Source organism: Dactylosporangium sp. CA-052675 (assembly GCF_050947935.1).
Lineage (GTDB): Bacteria > Actinomycetota > Actinomycetes > Mycobacteriales > Micromonosporaceae > Dactylosporangium.
In genome coordinates this window covers 6,853,525-6,873,283 of sequence record NZ_CP192010.1, presented here as the reverse complement: position 1 = coordinate 6,873,283, position 19,759 = coordinate 6,853,525, and the positions used below count along the sequence as shown (strand labels likewise).

Annotated in this window: 20 protein-coding genes; 11 read left to right on the top strand and 9 right to left on the bottom strand. The window is 74.3% G+C overall.

The features are described from left to right. Positions 1–336: 336 nt before the first annotated feature. Both ligA and ACQP1P_RS30630 read left to right on the top strand, forming a co-directional pair. Positions 337–2,448 (top strand): NAD-dependent DNA ligase LigA, encoded by a 2,112-nt coding sequence (ligA, locus tag ACQP1P_RS30635; RefSeq protein WP_433076027.1) that lies wholly within the window; start codon positions 337–339, stop codon positions 2,446–2,448. Between the two features lie 378 nt (positions 2,449–2,826). Continuing rightward, positions 2,827–3,216 (top strand): VOC family protein, encoded by a 390-nt coding sequence (locus tag ACQP1P_RS30630; RefSeq protein ID WP_433076026.1) that lies wholly within the window; start codon positions 2,827–2,829, stop codon positions 3,214–3,216. 493 nt (positions 3,217–3,709) lie between these two features. On the opposite strand, the gene ACQP1P_RS30625 is transcribed toward ACQP1P_RS30630, so the two are convergent. Together ACQP1P_RS30625 and ACQP1P_RS30620 are read right to left on the bottom strand one after the other, a co-directional pair. Further along, complete coding sequence (locus ACQP1P_RS30625; RefSeq protein ID WP_433076024.1) at positions 3,710–4,591, bottom strand: hypothetical protein; 882 nt, start codon at positions 4,589–4,591, stop codon at positions 3,710–3,712. Positions 4,592–4,601: 10 nt separating this feature from the next. Continuing rightward, positions 4,602–6,080, bottom strand: a complete 1,479-nt coding sequence (locus ACQP1P_RS30620) for a hypothetical protein (RefSeq protein WP_433076022.1) — start codon at positions 6,078–6,080, stop codon at positions 4,602–4,604. Between the two features lie 82 nt (positions 6,081–6,162). Here ACQP1P_RS30620 and ACQP1P_RS30615 point away from each other — a divergent pair, with 82 nt between their 5' ends. Further along, positions 6,163–6,822: a methyltransferase gene (locus ACQP1P_RS30615; protein WP_433090165.1), complete on the top strand. Its 660-nt coding sequence runs from the start codon at positions 6,163–6,165 to the stop codon at positions 6,820–6,822. A gap of 75 nt (positions 6,823–6,897) precedes the next feature. After that, complete coding sequence (locus ACQP1P_RS30610; RefSeq protein WP_433076020.1) at positions 6,898–7,617, top strand: hypothetical protein; 720 nt, start codon at positions 6,898–6,900, stop codon at positions 7,615–7,617. 275 nt (positions 7,618–7,892) lie between these two features. Here the strand turns inward: ACQP1P_RS30610 and ACQP1P_RS30605 are convergent, their stop codons facing one another. Continuing rightward, positions 7,893–8,936 (bottom strand): LLM class flavin-dependent oxidoreductase, encoded by a 1,044-nt coding sequence (locus tag ACQP1P_RS30605; RefSeq protein ID WP_433076018.1) that lies wholly within the window; start codon positions 8,934–8,936, stop codon positions 7,893–7,895. An 83-nt stretch (positions 8,937–9,019) separates the two neighbouring features. On the opposite strand from ACQP1P_RS30605, the gene ACQP1P_RS30600 reads away from it, so the two are divergent. The 4 genes from ACQP1P_RS30600 (at position 9,020) to ACQP1P_RS30585 (ending at position 12,560) form a co-directional block, all read left to right on the top strand. Continuing rightward, positions 9,020–9,166 carry a hypothetical protein gene (locus ACQP1P_RS30600; protein ID WP_433076016.1) on the top strand — a complete coding sequence of 49 codons (147 nt, stop codon included), beginning with the start codon at positions 9,020–9,022 and terminating at the stop codon, positions 9,164–9,166. Between the two features lie 381 nt (positions 9,167–9,547). After that, positions 9,548–10,210, top strand: coding sequence for a zinc ribbon domain-containing protein (locus ACQP1P_RS30595; protein WP_433076014.1), 663 nt, complete (start codon positions 9,548–9,550; stop codon positions 10,208–10,210). Position 10,211: 1 nt separating this feature from the next. After that, positions 10,212–11,651, top strand: a complete 1,440-nt coding sequence (locus ACQP1P_RS30590; protein ID WP_433076012.1) for a hypothetical protein — start codon at positions 10,212–10,214, stop codon at positions 11,649–11,651. 54 nt (positions 11,652–11,705) lie between these two features. After that, positions 11,706–12,560: an alpha/beta hydrolase family protein gene (locus ACQP1P_RS30585; protein ID WP_433076010.1), complete on the top strand. Its 855-nt coding sequence runs from the start codon at positions 11,706–11,708 to the stop codon at positions 12,558–12,560. Here ACQP1P_RS30585 and ACQP1P_RS30580 read toward each other — a convergent pair. The 4 genes from ACQP1P_RS30580 to ACQP1P_RS30565 are packed head-to-tail and all read right to left on the bottom strand — an operon-like array spanning position 12,557 to position 14,488. Next, positions 12,557–12,934, bottom strand: a complete 378-nt coding sequence (locus ACQP1P_RS30580; protein WP_433076008.1) for a DUF4240 domain-containing protein — start codon at positions 12,932–12,934, stop codon at positions 12,557–12,559. The two genes, ACQP1P_RS30585 and ACQP1P_RS30580, sit on opposite strands and share 4 nt — an antisense overlap. Positions 12,935–12,945: 11 nt before the next feature. Further along, positions 12,946–13,557 (bottom strand): hypothetical protein, encoded by a 612-nt coding sequence (locus ACQP1P_RS30575; protein ID WP_433076007.1) that lies wholly within the window; start codon positions 13,555–13,557, stop codon positions 12,946–12,948. Between the two features lie 33 nt (positions 13,558–13,590). Next, a complete protein-coding gene (locus ACQP1P_RS30570; RefSeq protein ID WP_433076005.1) occupies positions 13,591–13,992 on the bottom strand; it encodes an HIT family protein in 402 nt (133 codons plus the stop codon). Positions 13,993–14,032: 40 nt separating this feature from the next. Next, a complete protein-coding gene (locus tag ACQP1P_RS30565; protein ID WP_433076003.1) occupies positions 14,033–14,488 on the bottom strand; it encodes a hypothetical protein in 456 nt (151 codons plus the stop codon). Positions 14,489–14,512: 24 nt separating this feature from the next. Here ACQP1P_RS30565 and ACQP1P_RS30560 point away from each other — a divergent pair, with 24 nt between their 5' ends. Continuing rightward, positions 14,513–15,775 (top strand): alpha-hydroxy-acid oxidizing protein, encoded by a 1,263-nt coding sequence (locus ACQP1P_RS30560; protein ID WP_433076001.1) that lies wholly within the window; start codon positions 14,513–14,515, stop codon positions 15,773–15,775. A gap of 15 nt (positions 15,776–15,790) precedes the next feature. Further along, positions 15,791–16,330, top strand: coding sequence for a DUF4232 domain-containing protein (locus ACQP1P_RS30555; RefSeq protein ID WP_433075999.1), 540 nt, complete (start codon positions 15,791–15,793; stop codon positions 16,328–16,330). Positions 16,331–16,616: 286 nt separating this feature from the next. Here ACQP1P_RS30555 and ACQP1P_RS30550 read toward each other — a convergent pair whose 3' ends face one another. Both ACQP1P_RS30550 and ACQP1P_RS30545 read right to left on the bottom strand, forming a co-directional pair. Next, a complete protein-coding gene (locus ACQP1P_RS30550) occupies positions 16,617–16,850 on the bottom strand; it encodes an SCO4848 family membrane protein (protein ID WP_433075997.1) in 234 nt (77 codons plus the stop codon). A 13-nt stretch (positions 16,851–16,863) separates the two neighbouring features. Then, positions 16,864–17,523 (bottom strand): maleylpyruvate isomerase N-terminal domain-containing protein, encoded by a 660-nt coding sequence (locus tag ACQP1P_RS30545; RefSeq protein WP_433075995.1) that lies wholly within the window; start codon positions 17,521–17,523, stop codon positions 16,864–16,866. Positions 17,524–17,812: 289 nt separating this feature from the next. On the opposite strand from ACQP1P_RS30545, the gene ACQP1P_RS30540 reads away from it, so the two are divergent. After that, positions 17,813–19,759 carry a discoidin domain-containing protein gene (locus ACQP1P_RS30540; protein WP_433075993.1) on the top strand — a complete coding sequence of 649 codons (1,947 nt, stop codon included), beginning with the start codon at positions 17,813–17,815 and terminating at the stop codon, positions 19,757–19,759.

Below are 19,759 nucleotides of genomic sequence, written 5' to 3'. Positions count from 1 at the left end.
TGCTGTGAGCGCTCCCAGTGTTCGAACCCCGCCGCCGCCGTGTCAACCCAGTGACAGATGTTGATTGATTCTGGGACCGTTCACGGCCGTGCGAGGCCGAGCTGTGCCAGCCACGCGTAGCACAGGCCCGGCTCCCGCCACGCCCGCGCGCTGCCGGCCCGGCCCGCGGCCCCGAGCCCCGCGACGACCGTGCCGGCCGTGGCCGGCCGTGGCTGGCCGTGGCCGGCGGCAGGATGCCGATCATCATGTCGGCGCGGTTGATGCGGTGGGCCAGTTCCACACACTCGTCCTCGGTCACTCCCCGATTTTGTCGTACCCCGTCGGTACGCTGCGGACATGGCCGAGGCGTTCGACACCGTGTCCGAGTACCGCAGCGCGATCGAGCAGATCAGGCAGGCCGCCGCGGCGTATTACAGCGGTCCCGACCTGGCGATGGACGACGCGGACTACGACGAGCTCATGCGGCGCGTCGCGGCGGCGGAGCAGGCGCACCCGGACTGGAAGCCCGAGGACTCCCCGACGGAGATCGTGGCGGCCGGCGAGGGTGTCGCCGGCGACGTGGTGCACAGCGAGCCGATGCTCAGCCTCGACAACGTCTTCGACGCCGAGTCGCTCACCAGGTGGGCGGCCCGGCTCGACAAGCTGCTCGGGCGCCCGGCCGCCGGCTACACCGTGGAGCCGAAGATCGACGGGCTGGCCATCGCCGCCCGCTACGAGGCCGGGCGGCTCGTGCAGGTCGCGACCCGCGGCGACGGGCGGGCCGGCGAGGACGTCACCGGCCAGGCCCGGCGGGCCGCCGGGCTGCCGGAGACGCTCACCGAGCCGGTGACGATCGAGGTGCGCGGCGAGGTGTTCATGACCGACGCCGATTTCGAGGTCGCCAACGCCATGCGCACCGCGACCGGGGAGCCGCCGTTCGCCCACCCGCGCAGCGCCGCGGCCGGCACCCTGCGCGCCCAGGACCGCACCTACGACGCGCCGATGTCGTTCCTGGCCTACGGGGTGCGCGGGCTCGGCGACGGGCCGCACTCGGCCGCGATGGCCCACCTGGGCCGGCTCGGCGTCGCCTCCACCGCCGGGATGCCGGTGTGCGCGAGCATCGGCGAGATCCTGGTCGCGGTGAAGGAGCTCAACGAGAACCGCGCCACCCTCGGCTACGGCATCGACGGCGCCGTCATCAAGGCCGACGACCCCGCCGACCGGGAGCTCGCCGGGTCGGGCAGCCGGGCGCCGCGGTGGGGGATCGCGTACAAGTTCCCGGCCGACACCCGCACCACCCGGCTGAAGGCGATCGAGGTGCAGATCGGCCGCACCGGCGTCATCACGCCGGTCGCCGTGCTCGAGCCGGTGCAGATCAGCGGCGTCATCGTCACCTCGGCCACCCTGCACAACTTCGACGACCTCGTGCGGCGCAACGTCCGCCCCGGCGACACCGTCTTCGTCCGCCGCGCCGGCGATGTCATCCCCGAGATCACCGGGGCCAAGCTCGACGAGCGCCCCGCCGGCGCCGAGCCCTTCGAGCCGCCTGTCGTGTGCCCCCGCTGCGGCGGCGAGATCGACCGCAGCCAGAAGCGCTGGCGCTGCACCACCGGCCGCGCGTGCGGCGCCCGCGAGGCCCTGGCCTACTACGCCAGCCGCGACTGCCTCGACATCGAGGGCCTCGGCGGCAAGATCATCGACATGCTCATCGCCGCCGGCCGCGTCACCGACCCCGCGGACCTCTACGACCTCGACGTCCCCACGCTGCTGACCTTCGAGCGCATGGGCGAGACCTCCGCGGGCAAGCTCGTCGCCGCCATCCAGGCGTCCAAGGCCCAGCCCCTCGGCCGCGTGCTGACCGGCCTCGGCGTGCGCATGACGGGCCGCTCCATGTCCCGCCGGCTGGCCGCGCACTTCGGCACCATGGACGCCCTGCTCGCCGCGACCCCGCTGGAGCTGCAGGAGGTCGAGGCGGTCGGCCCGGAGCGCGCGGTGACCATCGCCGCCGAGCTGGCCGAGCTGCGCCCGGTCATCGACCGCCTCGCGGCGCGCGGCGTGAACATGACCGAGCCCGGCTTCCGCCCGCGCGCCGCCGCCTCGTCCGGAGACGCCTCGTCCGCGGGCGCCTCGTCTGCGGGCGCCTCGTCTTCGGATGCCTTGTCTTCGGATGCGCTGTCTTCGGGAGCCCTGTCTTCGGACGCCGCGCTGGTTCGGCTGCCGCTGCGGAAGGAGGACGGCACGCCGATGACGGTCGTCGTGACCGGCTCGGTTCCGGGGCTGACACGCAACGAGGGCAACGAGGCGGTCGAACGGCTGGGCGGCCGGTCCTCGGGCTCGGTGTCGAAGAAGACGGACCTGGTGGTGGTGGGCGAGGGGGCGGGGTCGAAGGCGGCGAAGGCCGAGGAGCTGGGGATCGAGATCATGCCGGCGGAGACCTTCGCCGAACTCCTGCGCACCGCGGGCGTCTGACCACTCGGCTTCGCTGTTCGCCCTTGCCGCTCGCCGTTCGCTGTTCGCCCTTGCCGCTCGCCCTTCGTCGTCGCGGCTCGTTCGTCGTTCGGGGCGTTGCCGTTCGGTGCTGCCGATCCCGCGGTGACGTGCTGCTGTCCGCGGCGGGCGGCGCACTGAGGGCCGTCGCTGAGCTTCCGGCCCCGTCCGGTCGTTCGGTGCTGCCGATCCCGCGGTGACGTGCTGCTGTCCGCGGCGGGCGGCGCCCCGAGGGGCCGTCGCTGAGCTTCCGATCCCGCCCGGTCGTTCGGTGCCGCCGACCTCCTGACGTGCGTGGTTGGCGGCCGCCGCAAATCTCTCTACACTGTAGAAAGATTTTTTCGACACGGGAGGTAGCCAGTGCGGGTGAGTTCGTCTGCGGTGTCGTTCAACGTCGCCGAGCCGGTCGCGTCCGGCGCGTTTCTGCAGCAGCACTTCGGGTTCGCCGAGGCGATGTCGGCCGACGGGTTCGTGTCGCTGACCCGCGAGGACGTCGGGATGCACGTCATCTTCCTGCGCTGCGGGCTGGCCACGCTGCCGGAGGATCAGCGGGACGTCCACGCGGCCGGCGTCATCCTCGCGTTCGTCGTCGACGATCTCGAGGGGGAGCTGGAGCGGCTCGAGCGGGCGGGGGTCGCGATCACGATGCCGCTCACCGAGGAGGAGTGGGGCGAGCGGGCCTTCCAGGTGCGTGATCCCAACGGGGTCATCGTGCAGCTCGTCGACTGGAACGGCGCGCAGGGCGGCTGATCGGCCGGGCACGGGTCCCGTCGTCGCGGCGGCGGCACCCGTGCCCGCTTGGCGGGTGATCCCGGGTCGTATTCGGCCCGGGAGGACTCGCCGGGCCGGATGCTGTCTGCGGCGGCCGAGCGTCTGCCGGGCCCGGGGCCGTCCGTCGCGCCATCGCTGTGGCGGACGTCAGGCCGGGGCGGGAGCGCGCCGGTCGTCGGAGCGGCAGCCGGGCGTTTCGGCGGGCCGGGTCGCAGGTTCGCCATGGAGCCGGGTTGGGGGTCGACCGGGGCCGGGCTGTCCGACGACGCCGCGGCTTGCGGGTCGGGTGGCGGGTCGTCCAGCGCGGCGGCTCGCGGTTCACGGTTCGCGGGCCGCTCGCGAGTGCCGCCCGTCAGCGTGGCGGCACTCGCACTCGCACTCGCCGGGTGTGGCGGCCTTCGCGCCTCGGCCGGGTGTGGCGGCCTTCGCGCCTCGCCCGGGCGTTGCGACCTTCGCGGCCGCCGGGCGTGGGTCAGTGGCTCACCTTCCACACCCATACGTCGGCGATGTGTTTGCCGGTGCCGAAGAGCTGGTCGGCGGTCTGGCGTACGGCCTCGCTGTTGTTGTGCTGGTCGGGCAGCACGATGTAATCCGCCTGCCAGAAGGACAGGTCCACCTTCGACTGGGCCAGCTGGTCCGGGGTGATCTGGGGCACCGTGCCGTCGTTGGCCGCGTCGTTCATGATCTGCATGGTCGGGCGGGTCGGGGCGCTGAACGTGGCGACCTTCCTCGGGTCGTCCGGGTTCGGGATGAGGAAGTAGCCGCCCGCGATGCGGAAGTCCAGGCCGGCCGCGGTGCTCCAGCGCATCGCGTCCAGGCCCTCGAACCAGCCCAGCGGCACGGCCACGACGACCGAGTTCTCCGGGATCTCGGCGCGCCAGGCGTCGGAGCTGAAGAAGACGGGGATCGGGGAGCGCGGGGCGGCCGGCTGGGGGGTGGGGATGAGCGGTACAAGGGCGATCACCAGGGCCACCGCCCACAGCCAGCGAGCCACCGGGGTCGTGTCCTCGGACTCGGGGCGAATGTCTGTTTTGACACCCGCTGCGCCATCCGACTTTCCCGGCGCCGCGGCGGTCTCGGCGACGAGCACGCCGCTGCGGGCGGGCCGGTCGCCCGTCGCGGCCGAGCCGTCGTCGGACTCGTGCGCGCCGCCGGTGCCATCCGGGGCGTCGGGCGCCGCGCCGCCGTGCGGACCGCCGGTGTCGTGCATGCCGACCACGCCGGCCGCGGTGCGCGGGGCGTCGGTGTCGTGCATGCCGACCACGCCGGCCGCGGTGCGCGGGGCGTCGGTGTCGTGCATGCCGACCACGCCGGCCGCGGTGCGCGGGGCGTCGGTGTCGTGCGCGCCGACCACGCCGGCCGCGCTAGCCGCAGCCGGCCGCGCCGGCCGCGCCGGTCGCCGTGCGCGGGGCGTCGGCGTCGGCGTCGTGCGCGCCGTCCGGTGCGGGCCGCTCGTCGCGGGCGGGCGCACCGGCGCCGAAGTTGCCGGAGGGGTGCTCGGCGTCGTCGGACCGGGCGGCTCCGGCGGTGGCCGGCGCCGGGACGCCGACCACGAAGCGGTCGACCACCATGGCGAGCAGCACACCCAGCAGCGGGGCGATCACCAGGCCCAGCCGCGTCGGCACCACGGAGTCGAACAGCGGCAGCTCGTGGACCCACTTCCAGGGCCCGTGCCAGGAGGTCTCCTGGCCGTTGTACCTCACCACCGTGCCCAGCGAGAGCACCGCGAACACCAGCGCCGTGGCGAACAGCGCCCGGGCGGCCCGCTGCCGCCACAGGGCCACGGTCGCCGCGAGCGTCAGGCCCAGCAGCGGCAGGCCGAAGAAGGTGTTCTCCTCCGTCGCGCCGCCCATTTTCTCGATCACCCCGAGATCGTCCGGCGCGAGAATGGAACGGCGGCTGAATGCCTGGAACGAGCCGAGGTCGCTGGAGAAGCCGTGCACGAAATCGGGCAGGCCGCGATAGGCCTGCGGGCCGAAGAACTGGTGGTAGAGCGGCACGGCCAGCAGCACGCCGGCGGCCACGGCGCCGACCAGCACGGCCGGCAGGGCGGAGCGGATCGCCGGGAGGTAGTCGCGCGGGTGCAGGTACACCAGCAGGAACACGGCCATCGCGACCGCGGTGAGGAAGAGGACCTCCTCGTTGATGAAGCACTGGTAGAGCACGACGGCGCCGAGCACCAGGCCCCGGCGCAGCACCGGGCCGGGCTCGCGCAGCCGCAGCACGTTCCACACGATGAACGGGATCAGGAACTGCCCGGCGATGTTCGGGTGCCCGGTGCTCTGCGAGATCATCGAGGGGGCGAAGCCGCAGAAGAGCCCGCCGACCCACGCGGCGGCGCGGGACGTGACAACATGGCGGGAAAGAATGAAATACCAAGCGGCCGCGGTACCGGCGAGAGCGATGGTGTCGATGAGCACGAACGTGACGCCTGCGCCGAACAGTAACGTGACGGGCGCTAAGGGTAATGCGAGTCCGAGAACGGAGGTGTTCGCCATCAGATTGACGCCCACCGGTGCATTCAACTGATCCGTGAAGAACGGATTGTCACCGTGCGTGAAGAAGCGTGCCGCATGCGTCAGCACCCACTCGAAGAAGATCTGATCCTGGGTGTTGTCGGCGAACATCCGGCCCTGTGGATCGGCCCACAGATGCTGGAGCACCAGCACGGCACACACGACATATGTGAGCAGCGCTACGGCCGCGGCCCGAACCTCGCGGGTCTTCTCCCCGAATTTCACGGTGACACCATAGTTGCCGTCCGAAGTGCGCCGCAGGGGCTGGCGGGGGACTATCAACGCCGATACACTACGCCAGTTCTGGCAGACATGATCAGTATTCACGTAGGGGTGCAGAGTGCCGAATCCGGACGCGGCAATCCTCGGAGACCAGGCCATCCAGTCGGAGGTGCTCGAAGGCCTGGCGATGGCGAAGAACCACCGCAAGTGGTTCGTGGCGTTCGCGACGCCATACCTCGGAGATCATCCGATCGAGGTCTCGGCCGGTCTTGGTGACTACGCCGCGGAGTGGCTCGAGCACACCGGCAAGATGACGCTGACCGAGGCGGAGCACAGCCGCATCGTCGCACTCAAGGAGCGCTTCGCCGACCACCCGGGCGTCAGCGTGCGCGAGCTGCTGCTGCCCAGCGACGTGAGCGCGGACCACAGCGCCGCGATCTCGTACAACGTGCTCGAGCACATCGACGACGACATCGGCGGCCTGCGCACCATGCGCTCGCTGGTCCGCCCCGGCGGCTACGTGATCAACGTGGTCCCGGCGTTCCCGTTCGCCATGGGCCCGGCCGACATCGCCACCGGCCACGTGCGGCGCTACACCAAGAAGACGATGCGGGCGGCCATGCACGCGGCCAACCTCGAGATCGTCAAGCTGCACTACGCCAACTCGCTCGGCCTGATCGGGTACTACGTGTCGACGTGCCTGCTCAAGCAGATGCCCGGCCCCGGCCCGATGGTCAAGTTCTACGACACCACGGTCGCCCCGATGACCCGGTTCATGGAGCGCGCCTTCCGGCCGCCCTTCGGCCAGTCGGTCATCGCGATCGGCCGTCGCCCGCTGCAGGGCTGACCGAGCGCTTCGCTGTCGCCCCAGGGCCGATGGGCCCTGGGGCGACGTGCGTCCGGCGCCGGTACCGTCGGGCGCGTGCTCACCCACCTCCGCCGCCTGGTGCTGCCGGTGGCCTGCGCCGGCGTCGGGGCGCTCGCGTGGTGGCTCGGCGCGGCCGAGGACCGTCCGGTCGTGCGCTGGGCCGGCGTCGCCGTCGTGGCGCTGTCGCTCCTCGCCGCGGTGTACGTGCTCGCCGAGGACCGGCTGCCGGGCGCGCACGGCGCCGGGATCACCGCGGCCGACCGGCGACCGCTCGCCGCCACCCGCGCCGAGCTCGCGGCCCGGCTCGGCTGGGAGGTGCGCAACAGCGACGCGGGCCTGCTGGCCTGGGCCCGCGGCGGGCTGCTCACCGACGGCGCCGAGCGCCGGGCCAACCACGTGCTGACCGGGGTGCGCCGGGGGCTGCGGTTCGCGGTGTTCGAGTACGTGCGCCGCCGCCCCGGCGACGACGGCCTCGTCGGCACCACGGTCTGGATGGTGCTGCTGCCCGAGGCGCTGCCGTCGTTCGAGCTCCACCGCGCCCGGCCCGGCGCGCAGTGGTCCGTGCGAGCCGTCGACGCGGCGGTCGTACCGCCCATGCTGACCGCCCCCGTCCTGGCCCGGCTGCGCGCGGGCGACCTGCTGCACCTGCGGGCGGAGGGCCCGACGCTGATCACGCACCGGCCCGGGTTCGCCTCGGGCGGCGGCGCCCAGTCCATCGTGGTCCGCGAGACCGAGTCCCTCCTGGCCGCCGCCGAGGCGCTCCTGCGGCGCTGAGCGGCAGCCCGTCACGACTCCGCGCGCGACGACGGCGGCCCGCCCAGGGCCGGGACGGGCCGCCGCCGAGGCGCTCCTGCGGCGCTGAGCGGCAGCCCGTCACGACTCCGCGCGCGACGACGGCGGCCCGCCCAGGGCCGGGACGGGCCGCCGCCGAGGCGCTCCTGCGGCGCTGACCGGCAGCCCGTCACGACTCCGCGCGCGACGACGGCGCCCCGCCCAGGGCCGGGACGGGCCGCCGCCGAGGCGCTCCTGCGGCGCTGACCGGCAGCCCGTCACGACCCCGCGCGCGACGACGGCGCCCAGCCCAGGGCCGGGCCCAGCCGGGTCGCGATGTCGGTCAGGATCTGCACGTAGTCGTCGTGCCCGAAGGTGAACGGCAGCGCGAAGGCGACCTCGTCGATCTCGCGGAAGGCGGCGTGCGCGTAGAGCCGCTCGGCGATCTCCTGCGCCGGGCCGACGAGGTCCGGGGCGAACATCAGGCGCGCCGGCCCCTGCGGCGTGGCCGTGCGCGGGGTGCGCCGGGCGGCGTACTCGGCGTACTTCTCCCGCTGCGCCGGCGTCGCGCTGTCGGTCGGGATGACGACGAGGCCCTGCGACACGCGCGCCGCGGCGCCGTCCGGGTGGGCCGCGCGGAACGCCCGCACGTGGGCGAGCTGGATGGCGGCGAAGTCCGGGGCGGGGTCCTCGGGATCCTCGGCCTTCACGACGCTGCTCGTGAGCAGGTTCATGCCGTGCTCGCCGGTCCACTGCGCCGAGCGGAGACTGCCGCCGCCGTACCACATCCGCGACCGCAGCCCCGGCGAGTGCGGCTCCACGCGCCGTGAGAAGACCTCGAACCCCTCGGTGCCCTCGAAGTCGGTGGCCGCCTCGCCCGCGACGAACGACAGGAGCCGCTCGACCCGCGCGTACGTGAAGTCCTCGGCGTCCGCGGTGTCCGGATACAGCGCGGCGCGGACGCGGTCGTAGTGCATCGGCGGCCCGACGCTGATCCCCGGGTTGAGCCGCCCGCCGCTGAGCAGGTCGACGGTCGCCAGGTCCTCGGCCAGGCGCAGCGGGTTCTCCCAGCCCAGCGGCATCACGGCGGTGCCCAGTTCGATCCGGCTGGTGCGCTGCGACGCCGCCGCGATCACCGTCAGCGGCGAGCTGATCCCGTGCTGCAGGTGCCGGTGGCGCAGCCAGGCGCTGTCGAAGCCGAGCCGCTCGCCGAGCGCGATGACCTCGAGCGTGGACTCGTGCCCGGCCGCCGGACGCTCCGGGTCGAACAGGCCGATGGTGAGGAAACCCAGCTTGCGCAGGGGCTCGTCGGGTGCGGGCATGTGCGTGCTCCTCGAGTGTTTCATGTGGACGGTGCCGGGGGTATGGATCGACCAGTCCGAACCCCTTGACCCCGGAGGCCGTCGTGTCGGCTCAGGCCGTGCTCTACATCATCGCCATTGTCCTGCTCGTCGTCGCCGCGCTGCCCGTGCCCGTGCGGGGCGTGAACCTCGCCTGCCTCGCGGCCGCCTGCGCGCTGCTGGCCTTCGCCTGGCCGACGATCACGGCCTGAGCCGGGCGGGCGCCGCGGCCGCCCGCCCCGGCGGCCGCGGCGCCGTCACGCCCGGCGGCCGCGGCGCCGTCACGCCCGGCGGCCGCGGCGCCGTCACGCCCGGCGGCCGCGGCGCCGTCACGCCCGGCGGCCGCGGCGCCGTCACGCCCGGCGGCCGCGGCGCCGTCCCGCCCGCGGCGCCGTCCCGCCCGCGGCGCCGTCCCGCCCCGGCGCGCGAACGCGTTCGGGGCATCGACCGCAACCGTGCAGTACTACGTGCCGGTCCGCAGGTCGGAGCCGATCAGGCGATGTCATATGACCGACTTGCCGATCATGTCCCCGGCGAGCAACAGGTACAACAGGCAGGTAGGCCGGTTGCTCTCGAATAGGGGTTTGTCGCCGATGGCTGGCATGGTGCCGTTCACCAACAACTACTCGGACCACTCGACCCGCGAGGGGTACCAGTTCGAGTTCAACTGCATGCGGTGCGGAAACGGGTACTCCTCCTCGTTCCAGCACTCCGTCACCGGCTTCGGCGGTCGTCTGCTGCGCATCGGCGGCGACCTGCTCGGCGGGGAGATCGGCAACAAGGCCTCCCAGATCGGCTGGGACGCGGAGTGGATGCGCGACGGCGTGCGCGGCTCGACCCGCGACAAGGCCCTGGCCAAGGCCGCCGAGGAGATGCAGGTCCACTTCACCCAGTGCCACCGCTGCGGTCAGTGGGTGTGCCAGCAGGTCTGCTGGAACCACGAGCGCGGCCTGTGCACGAGCTGCGCCCCGCGCCTGGACCAGGAGATCGCCGGCATGCAGGCGGCCGCCCAGGTCAACCAGCTGCACGAGCAGATCAACCAGGTCAACTGGACCCAGGGCGTCAACTACCGCGACCAGGCCGTGGGCCGGTGCCCCTCCTGCATGAACGAGACCGGCGGCGGCAAGTTCTGCCAGCACTGCGGCACCCCGCTGGCGGCGGCCCCGGCCCAGCAGAAGAAGTTCTGCGGCAACTGCGGCACGCCGACGAGCCCGGGCGCGATGTTCTGCGCCGAATGCGGCCAGTCGACGGCCTGACGTGCACTACCGCCTCATCGCCGACGGCGGTGCCCTGCTCGACGAGGGCGGCGGCACCGCCGAGATGGCCGGCGGCGCGCTGGTCGTGACCCCCGAGCAGGGCGCCGTCCTGCGGGTCGCGCCCGGGGACGTCGTGGAGATCCAGGAGCCGCAGCCGTACGTCGTGCTGCTCACCCTCGCCGACGGCGCCCGGCTCGAGCTGAGCCGCCTCGGCGTGATGCGCACCCAGCTGCTCGCGGAGCTGTCCGAGGCGCGGGTCGCCGACACCGAGCGGGTGCTGCTCCTCGACGGCGTCGGCTCGGCCGAGGCGTTCCCCGGGTGGGCCGACGGCTCCCCGGCCGAGCTGCGGCTCTACGACGACGCGCTCGTGATCGTCCCGGACGCCGGGCTCGCCGAGAAGGTCCCGTACGCGTTCATCAAGGGCGTGACGACCGACGCCAGCGGGTACACCATCGGCATCGACGTCCCGGGGCGCCCCCCGATCGCCGTCGGCCGCCTCGCCCGCCGCACCAGCGAGTTCCTCGACCTGCTGCGCGCCCGCACCGCCGCCGCGTCCGGGCGCACCAGCCACTTCCTCGCCGCCCTGCTGCCCGGCCTCGGCCCGGTCGCGCTGCGCTCGGTCGCGGCACAGCTGCGCGACGGGCTCGCCGCCCCGCGCGAGGGCCTCGAGGCGGTCGAGGCCGGCGTGTTCGCGGCCCTGATCAACGCGGCCACCCGGCCCGAGCGGGTCGCGGGCGCCCGGCGCCTGCTCGGCCTGGGGCGGGTGTGGCTGGGGTTCAAGCAGACGGTGTCCGTGCAGCGGGCGGGCTCCGGCGCCGGCCCGTGGCGCGACTCCGCCCGGCCGCCGGTCCTCGACCACGACGGGCGGGCCGGCTCCTTCGGCCCGGGCCTGCCGGGGATGCTCGCCGCGGGCCTGGTTTCGGGCGCGGGGTCGGGCTTCGACGGCCCGTTCGACGCCTACGGCCCCGGGCTCGCCTACGGCATGCTCGGCACCATGGGCGGCTTCCAGAGCGGCAACTCCGCCGGCCCCCACCTGCCCCGGTCGGTCTTCCCGCACGAGTCCGTCACCCCCGCGTACACCGACCACGCGGCGCTCACGGACGCGGCCGACCCCGCGGTGCTCGCGTTCCTGCTGGTCCTCACCCCGTCCGGGCACCTGGTCCACGAGGTGCTCAACGCGGCCGACCACGCCACCTACGTGTTCACCTGCCGCGACGCCGACCAGGCGGCCCAGCTCAACCGGGCCCTGGACCTGCTCGGCTTCCGCGTCGAGGGGATCCACGCCGACGCGACCTCGGCCGCCTCGCAGTACCGCAAGACCGCCCAGCGCCTGCCCGCCCTGCGGGTCCTGCGGGAGCGCTTCGCCGGCCGCGTGATCCACACCGACGGCTGGGCCGAACAGCTGAAACTGGCGATTTCACGGATCCCGGACCCGGCCTGACCTGGACACACTGACGCGCATCGAAGTGTTCCCCTCCTCAACCGGGAGACAACGGTGCGAAACACCCCCGCCATCCGGCTCGCGCTGCGCGTCGGGCTGTTCCTCACCCTCATGGGCTCGGCCGTCGCCGCGGTCGCGCCCCCGGCCCTGGCGGACGAGATCGGCCAGGCGCCGACCGCGTCCAACATCACCGGCAACGGCAGCTTCGCCACCACCTCGGCGAGCATCCCCAGCACGGTCAGCGGCTTCGGCGGCGGCCGCGTGTACTACCCGACCGCCGCCGGGCAGTACCCGGTGATCGCCATCTCGCCCGGGTTCACCGCCACCTGGTCCAGCCTCGCCTGGCTCGGCCCCCGCCTGTCCTCGTGGGGCTTCGTGGTGGTCGGGATCGAGACGAACTCGATCTACGACCAGCCGGCCAGCCGGGGCAGCCAGCTCCTCGCCGCGCTCAACTGGGCCGTCGGCTCGTCGCCGACGGCGGTGCGCTCCCACGTCGACGGCAGCCGCCGCGGCGTGGCCGGGCACTCCATGGGCGGCGGCGGCACCCTCGAGGCGCTCGCCGCCGACACGACGGGGCTGGTCAAGGCCGGCGTTCCGCTCGCGCCCTGGAACACCGACAAGACCTGGAACACCGTGAGCGAGCCGGTGCTCATCGTCGGTGGCCAGTCGGACACGGTCGCCCCGCCGGCGAGCCACGCCATCCCGTTCTACAACACCCTGGCCGGTCCCAAGACGTACGTCGAGCTGACGGGCGCCAGCCACTTCTTCCCGCAGACCACCAACCCGACCGTGTCGCGGGCGATGGTCTCCTGGTTCAAGCGGTGGGTCAGCCAGGACTCGCGCTTCACCCCGTTCACCTGCGGGTTCACGGGCGCGGCGGTGTCGAGCTTCCGCAGCAACGCCTGCTAGGTGACGTGCAGTGGATGCTCCCGCGCCTCGCGTACCTCGCCGATGCGCGGGAACATCCGCCGCAGCCGCGGCAGCCGCCGGGCCACCTCGCGGGGATCGTCGAAGTCCCACGCCGGCCCGGCCGGTGCCGGGCCCGCGGGCGGCGCCGCCCGCGGCCACTCGGCCTCGTCCCAGTCGCGGGTCTCCCGCCCGGCGAGGCGCCGGATCTCGGGCACCTCGGCCAGCGCGTCCGGCTCGGCGAGGACCCGCGCGGCGGTGTCCGGGTCCAGGGTGCTCACGATCCAGTGCCGGAAGGCCCGGAAGTCCTCGCCCGAGCAGCGTCCGTCCATGATCTGGTAGGCCGCGCCCCAGAGGTCGGCCGTGCCGTCGTCCACGGGCGCGGAGCCTAGGGCCCGCGGGTGTCCGGGACCTCGACGGTGGTCGTGATCCGGGCCAACGACGGGTGGCGCGGCGTCGAGGCGAACCCGAAGCGCACCGGCGGCTCGACGTCGCTCAGCGGCCCGAGGTCGCGCCCGTCCCACGTGGCGGTGGCGGCGGCGACGGGGTGCAGGTCCCGCACGCCGTACCATTCCCGCCGCCCGTTGCCCGCGCTGCCGTACGTGCGCACGCCCCGCAGCGCCAGGCGCGCCGGCAGGTCCACGAGGCGCACCCAGCCGGGGCGCCGCGCCAGTCCCGCCGGTACCGCACGCAGCAGCCATCCCAGCCCGCCCCGGCGGCCCACGGCGAAGTCCAGCCGCAGCGGCCCCGCCCCGACGTGCCAGGCCCGCCCGGCGCTCACCTCCACGGCCTCGACCCGCACCTCGTCGAAGGCGTAGGTGGCGGCCACGAACGCGGCCAGCTCCGCGGTCTGGGCCAGCAGCACCCGGTGGCCGCCGGGGTGCTCCACCATCACGTCGCTGACCGGCCCGAACGGCGAGCGCGGCCAGTGCCCGAGCACGAGCCGTGTCCCGCTGGCCGTCCCGATCCCGGCGATCCACCCGTCGAAGCGCACGCGCACGTGGTCCTCATACCCCGCGGGCGCCGGGGATCCCTACCCTTCGGCGAGGGCGGCGCGGATGCGCTCGGCGGCGTCGTCCAGCGCCGCGGGGTCCGGGTGCTGGTCGACCCGGGCGAAGTCGAAGTCGTCCATGCCCCACGTGGGGAAGACGTGGATGTGCAGGTGGGGCACCTCGAACCCGGCCACGACGAGCCCGGCACGCGGGGCGTTCCAGGCGCGCTGGACGGCCCGGCCGATCGTCTGCGCGACAGTGGCGCACTTCGCGAACAGGTCCGGGTCGGCGGCGGTCCACTGGTCGACCTCCCGGCGCGGGACGACCAGCGTGTGGCCGGGGCGCAGCGGCGCGATGCTGAGGAACGCGGCGACGTCGTCGTCCTGCCACACGAATCGGCCGGGAAGCTCACCGGCGAGGATCTTCGAGAAGACGCTGCTCATGAACCCCCACCCTACTGGCCGCGCGCGGGCCGGGCGCCCGTCACCGCCGGCGGGCCAGCTCCACCGTCAGGACCCGGCGCAGGGCCGCGACGACGTCCCGGGGCGGGAAGCGGGTCAGGGCCAGCGCCTCGGCCCGGCGCAGCGCCGCGCCCAGGGTCGCCGGCTGGGACCCGCAGGCGACGGCGATCACCCAGGCCTCCAGCAGGGTCGGGTCGGCCGGGAGCGGCGGGTCGGCCGGGGGCGGCGGGGCGGGCGCCGGCCGCCTCGGCAGGGGCGTGCCGGCCGAGGCGTACCGGGCCGGGGGCACGCCCACGCGGTACGGGTGCACGCACGTCGGGGTGCCCGTGGCCGCGTGCACCCGGTAGCCGAGCGCCGCGTCGTAGGGGATGCCGGGGCCGGGGCGCTCGGCCACGTCGAACGCGCCGAGCGGCAGGGACTGGCCGGGGCAGGCCACGCAGGTCGCGTCCCGCAGCTCGTCCTCGCTCGGCAGGGGCATCGGGCTCAGGGTACCGTCCGCGCCATGAGTATCGGGCGGGCCCGGCAGGGCGTGGTGTACCGGCAGGGGTCGCTCGGGCGGCGGCCCGCGGTGCCGACCGACGCCGCCGAGCTGGAGCGGGCGGCGCACCGGCGGATGTCCCGGCGGGCCTGGGCCTACGTGGCCGGGGGCGCCGGCGAGGGCGCGACGATGCGGCACAACCGGGCCGCGTTCGAGCGCTGGCGCATCCGGCCGCGGATGCTGCACGGCGTCACCGAGCGCGACCTGCGCACCGAGGTCTGCGGCACGCCCCTGGCCGCGCCGCTGCTGCTCGCGCCCGTCGGGGCGGGGGCGCTCGTGCGGCGGGACTCCGACGTGCTCATCGCGCGCGGGGCGGCGGCGGCCGGGGTGCCGTACGTGCTGTCCAACCAGGGCTGCAGCCCGATGGAGCGCACCGCCGAGGCGATGGGCGGCACGCCGTTCTGGTACCAGCTCTACTGGTCCACCGACGAGCGGCTCGTGGACTCCCTGATCGGGCGGGCCGAGGCGTGCGGGGCCCGGGCGCTCGTCGTCACCCTCGACACCACCATGCTCGGCTGGCGGCCGCAGGACCTCAACCTCGGCTCGCTGCCGTTCGCGCGGGGGCAGGGCATCGCGCAGTACACCTCGGACCCGCGGTTCATGCAGATCGTCCGGGAGCGTGCCGAGGCTCCGGCGGCCAAGGCCCAGGTCACCCTCGGCGCCCTGCGCACCCTGCTGTCGATCGCCCGCGAGCACCCCGGCAGCACGTGGGCCAACCTGCGGGCCCGGGAGCCGCGCGCGGCCGTCGAGACGTTCCTCGACATCTACTCCAACCCGGGGCTGAGCTGGGGGCACCTGGCGACGCTGCGCGGCCGGACCCGGCTGCCGATCCTGCTCAAGGGCATCCTGGACCCGGCCGACGCCCGGCGCGCGCTGGACGCCGGCGTCGACGGGATCATCGTGTCCAACCACGGCGGCCGCCAGGTCGACCACGCCGTGGCCGCCCTCGACGCGCTGGTCGCGATCCGCCGCGCCGTCGGCGCCGGGCCCACGCTGCTGTTCGACAGCGGCATCCGGACCGGCGCGGACGTGTTCCTCGCTCTGGCCCTCGGCGCCGACGCGTGCCTGCTCGGCCGCCCGCACCTGTACGGCCTCGCGCTCGCCGGCGCCGACGGCGTCCGCCAGGTGATCGACAACGTGCTCGCGGAGCTGGACCTGACGATGGCCCTGGCCGGCGTGGCGAACGTCGCCGGGCTGACCCCGGACGTGCTGTCGCCCGCGCCCTGAGGGCAGGATCGGCGCATGAGAACCACGGGGGTAGCACTGCTGGCGCTGCTGCTGCTCGCCGGCTGCGCCCGGCCCGGCCCGCAGCCGCAGAACACGCTGCCGACCACGGCATCGGCCCGCCCGAGCGTGACCCCGTCCGCCGAGTCCACGGCCTGCCCCGGCGACGGGCTGCGGCTGTCGGCCGAGCGTGGCGACGCGGCCATGGGCTACCGCGAGATGGGGCTGCGCCTGGAGAACTGCGGCGACCGGCCGGTGACCGTCAGCGGCCGGCCGGAGGTCGTCGTGCTCGGCGAGGACCGCGACCCGCAGGACATCGCGATCGTGCCTGCCCGCAGCCACAGCGAGCCGGCGCACCCCGTCGCCCTGGCCCCGGGGCAGAGCACGCTGGCGGTGCTGGCGTGGCGCAACACGTACGACGACATCAGCAAGCCGCCCGTGAGCGGCGTCTATCTCGCCGTGACGCCCACGCCCGGCGCCGCGCGGCAGATCGTGCGGCCGACCGTCCCGCTGGATCTCGGCTCGACGGGGAAGCTGGAGGTCAGCGTGTGGCTGTAGCGTGACGCACCGGGCCGCGGCCGGCGGCGCTGCACCGCGGGCGGGCCGGCGCCAGTCGAACAGCCCGGTGCCGGCCCCGGCGGGCAGGCGCAGGTGCGCGTGGCCGGCGGCGGTGGCTCACCGGAAATCGGTCGCCGCGACCATGGTGCCGGCGGCGTCGAAGGCCACGGCCGACACCGCGGCGTCGGTGGTCTTGGCCCAGGCGACCTTCACCGGCCGCCCCTCCCCGTCGTGACCCTTCGCCCCTCCTCTACCGCGCGGGGTGCGAAAGGTTCCGCGGGTCCGACTACGACCCGCGGCCCGCCCGCCAGCCGCGGACGCCCAGCACGCCGACGGCGGTGCCGATGATCAGCGAGACGGCGATGAGCACCGCGTGGACGGTGAAGAAGGCGGTGGGGTGCCCGGCGGCGTCCCAGGCCCGGTCGTCCTGCCAGATGGCGACGAGGAACCGGGGCCAGATGACCCAGGTCCAGACCCCGACGAGCACGAGGAACACCGACCAGCGACGCGACAACACCACCCTCGAAGTATGCCTACCGCCCGAGCGTGAGCCGGCGCACCCCGTGCCGCTGGAGGTCGGCGGCCTGCTGCGGGGTCGGCTCGGCCCGCCCGGTCGCGACCCGCAGCAGCGCGAGCGGCGCCCAGCCCAGCGCCGCGCCGCCGTACAGCCCGACGAGCAGCCGCGCCGCGGGCGGGGTCAGCCACGGCTCCCGGCCGAGCGCGTCGGCGAGGTCCAGCCCGTGGATGCCGGCCTCCAGCACGCGCGTGACCAGGAAGTCCGTCAGCAGCATCGCGTCGCCGTGCCGGGTGCGCACGACCCGCCCGGGCGGCTCGCGGCGGCAGCGCCCGATCGCGTCCTCGCGCGCGGTGGCGAGCCGGCGCACCAGCTCGGGGCCGCCCGCCTCGGCCGCGGCCCGCCGGCCAGAGTCGATCCGTTCGGCATCGGTACCGCCGGAGAACCGCTCGTCCGCCCGGAAGTACCCGGCCGCGTCGATCTCGGCCCGCTCGGGCGCGGGGGCGTCGAGCATGCCCGGCACCCGCACGACGCCGGCCACGACGTGCCCGAGCAGCGCCGCGGCGGTCCAGGGCGGGCACGGGCTCGGCCGCGCCCAGTCCGGCTCGGGCACGTCCCGCAGCGCCTCGACGAGCCGCCCGGTCTCGGCGGCCCACGCGTCCAGCGGATCGACGGTCATGCCGACACGGTAACGGGGGCCCGAGTTCGAAGCGGCACCGGTGATGGCCCAATGCTCTGCCGGCTGAGCTACCGCCGCGTGTGCGGCGGGCGGGACTCGAACCCGCGACACCTGGATGACGAAGTATCCGACGCCTGCGCACCGGGCCCCCGGCTCGCGCCGCCGATGACCGTAGCAGCGGCCCCCGCACGAGCGCCCGGCAATTTCTTGACATCAGTCGGAGCCGATGCTGTGCTTCACGCAGCACGTTACATTCTTGTTTCATTTGTTACACGCGTGGGAGATGCGTATGCAGCGCAGGGTGGTATGTCTCGTCGCGGCCGGCGCGGCGGTCGCGGCCGGTCTCACCGGGGCCACCGCGGCCGAGGCGAGCGCCGCGCCCTCGGCCCGGGTCTGGGTCACCACGATCGACCGGGCCGAGCTGATGCACGAGCGGGCCGCCGTCGCGTTCACCACGAACGCGAGCAGCCGCACGACGATCACGGTCGACCCGAGCCGCACGTACCAGAGCATGGACGGCTTCGGCGCCTCGATCACGGACTCGTCGGCGGCCGTGCTCTACCGGCTCTCGCCCGCCCGGCGGGCCGAGGCGATGCGGGCGCTCTTCGACCCGGTCGAGGGGATCGGCGTGAGCTTCCTGCGGCAGCCGATCGGGGCGTCGGACTTCACGGCGCAGCCCGAGCACTACACGTACGACGACATGCCGCCGGGGCAGACGGACTATCTGCTCACCCGCTTCAGCATCGCGCACGACCAGGCGCAGATCCTGCCCCTGCTGCGGGAGGCCAAGCGGCTCAACCCGCAGCTGAAGATCATGGCGACGCCGTGGAGCCCGCCGGCGTGGATGAAGACCAGTGACTCCCTCGCCAGCGGGGAGCTCAGGGACGACCCGAAGGTGTACGCCGGCTACGCCCTCTACCTGACCAGGTTCGTCCTGGCCTACGCCGCGGCCGGCGTGCCCGTCGACTACCTCACGATCCAGAACGAGCCGCAGAACCGCGACGCGGGCGGCGGGCCGGTGATGGGCCTCGACACCACCCAGGCCGGGAAGGTCATCGAGATCCTCGGGCCGCTGCTGCGCCTGGTGAGCCCGCGCACGAAGATCCTCGGCTACGACCACAACTGGCAGACCCACCCCAACGACATCGCCAACACCCCGCCCGGGCAGGACCCGGAGGCCGACTACCCGTACCGGCTGCTGCAGAACCCGGCGAGCCGCTGGATCGCGGGCACGGCGTACCACTGCTACTACGGCGACCCCAGCGCGATGACCGCCCTGCACGACGCCGACCCCGGCAAGGGCATCTGGTTCACCGAGTGCTCCGGCTCGCACGGCGCGAACGACACCCCGGCGCAGTACTTCACCGACACCCTGAAGTGGCACGCGCGCACCATCACCGTCGGCGTCACCCGCAACTGGGCCAAGTCGGCGGTCACCTGGAACCTGGCCCTGGACTCGACCGGCGGCCCGCACCTCGGCGGCTGCGGCACCTGCACCGGCCTCATCACGGTCCAGCCCGACGGCTCCGCCGGGGCCGGCGCGAACGGCGAAGGGTCCTGGACCACCGACGCCGAGTACTACACCATCGGGCACCTGTCCAAGTTCGTGAAGCCCGGCGCGGTGCGCATCGCCAGCACCAGCTTCGGCAACCCCGCCTGGAACGGCGAGGTCACCGACGTGGCCTTCCGCAACCCGGACGGGTCCACGGTCCTGGTGGCCCACAACGAGAACGACGCGCCGAGAACGTTCACGGTCGCGGTCGGCGGCCACTCGTTCGACTACACCCTGCCCGGCGGCTCGCTCGCCACGTTCACCTGGCCGAAGAGCAAGGTGCTCGACGACGGGCTGAAGCTGCTGTCCATCGCGGGCGCGACGGCGTCGTCGTCGCCCGCGAGCCCCGACGCCGCCCTCGCCGTCGACGAGGACGCCACGACCCGCTGGTCCAGCGGCGCGGCCCAGGAGCCGGGGCAGTACCTGCAGGTCGACCTCGGCTCGCCGCGCACCTTCCGCCGGGTCGCGATCGACAGCGGCGCGAGCGTCGGCGACCAGGCCCGCGGCTGGCAGTTGTCCACCAGCGCCGACGGCACCCACTGGACGACCCTCGCCCAGGGCGCCGGGGCGGGGCAGCTGACCAATGTGGACATCCGCCCGACCAGGGCCCGGTACCTGCGGATCACCTCGACCGCCGCGGCCGGGAACTGGTGGAGCCTCGCCGACATCCGCCTGTACGCCTAG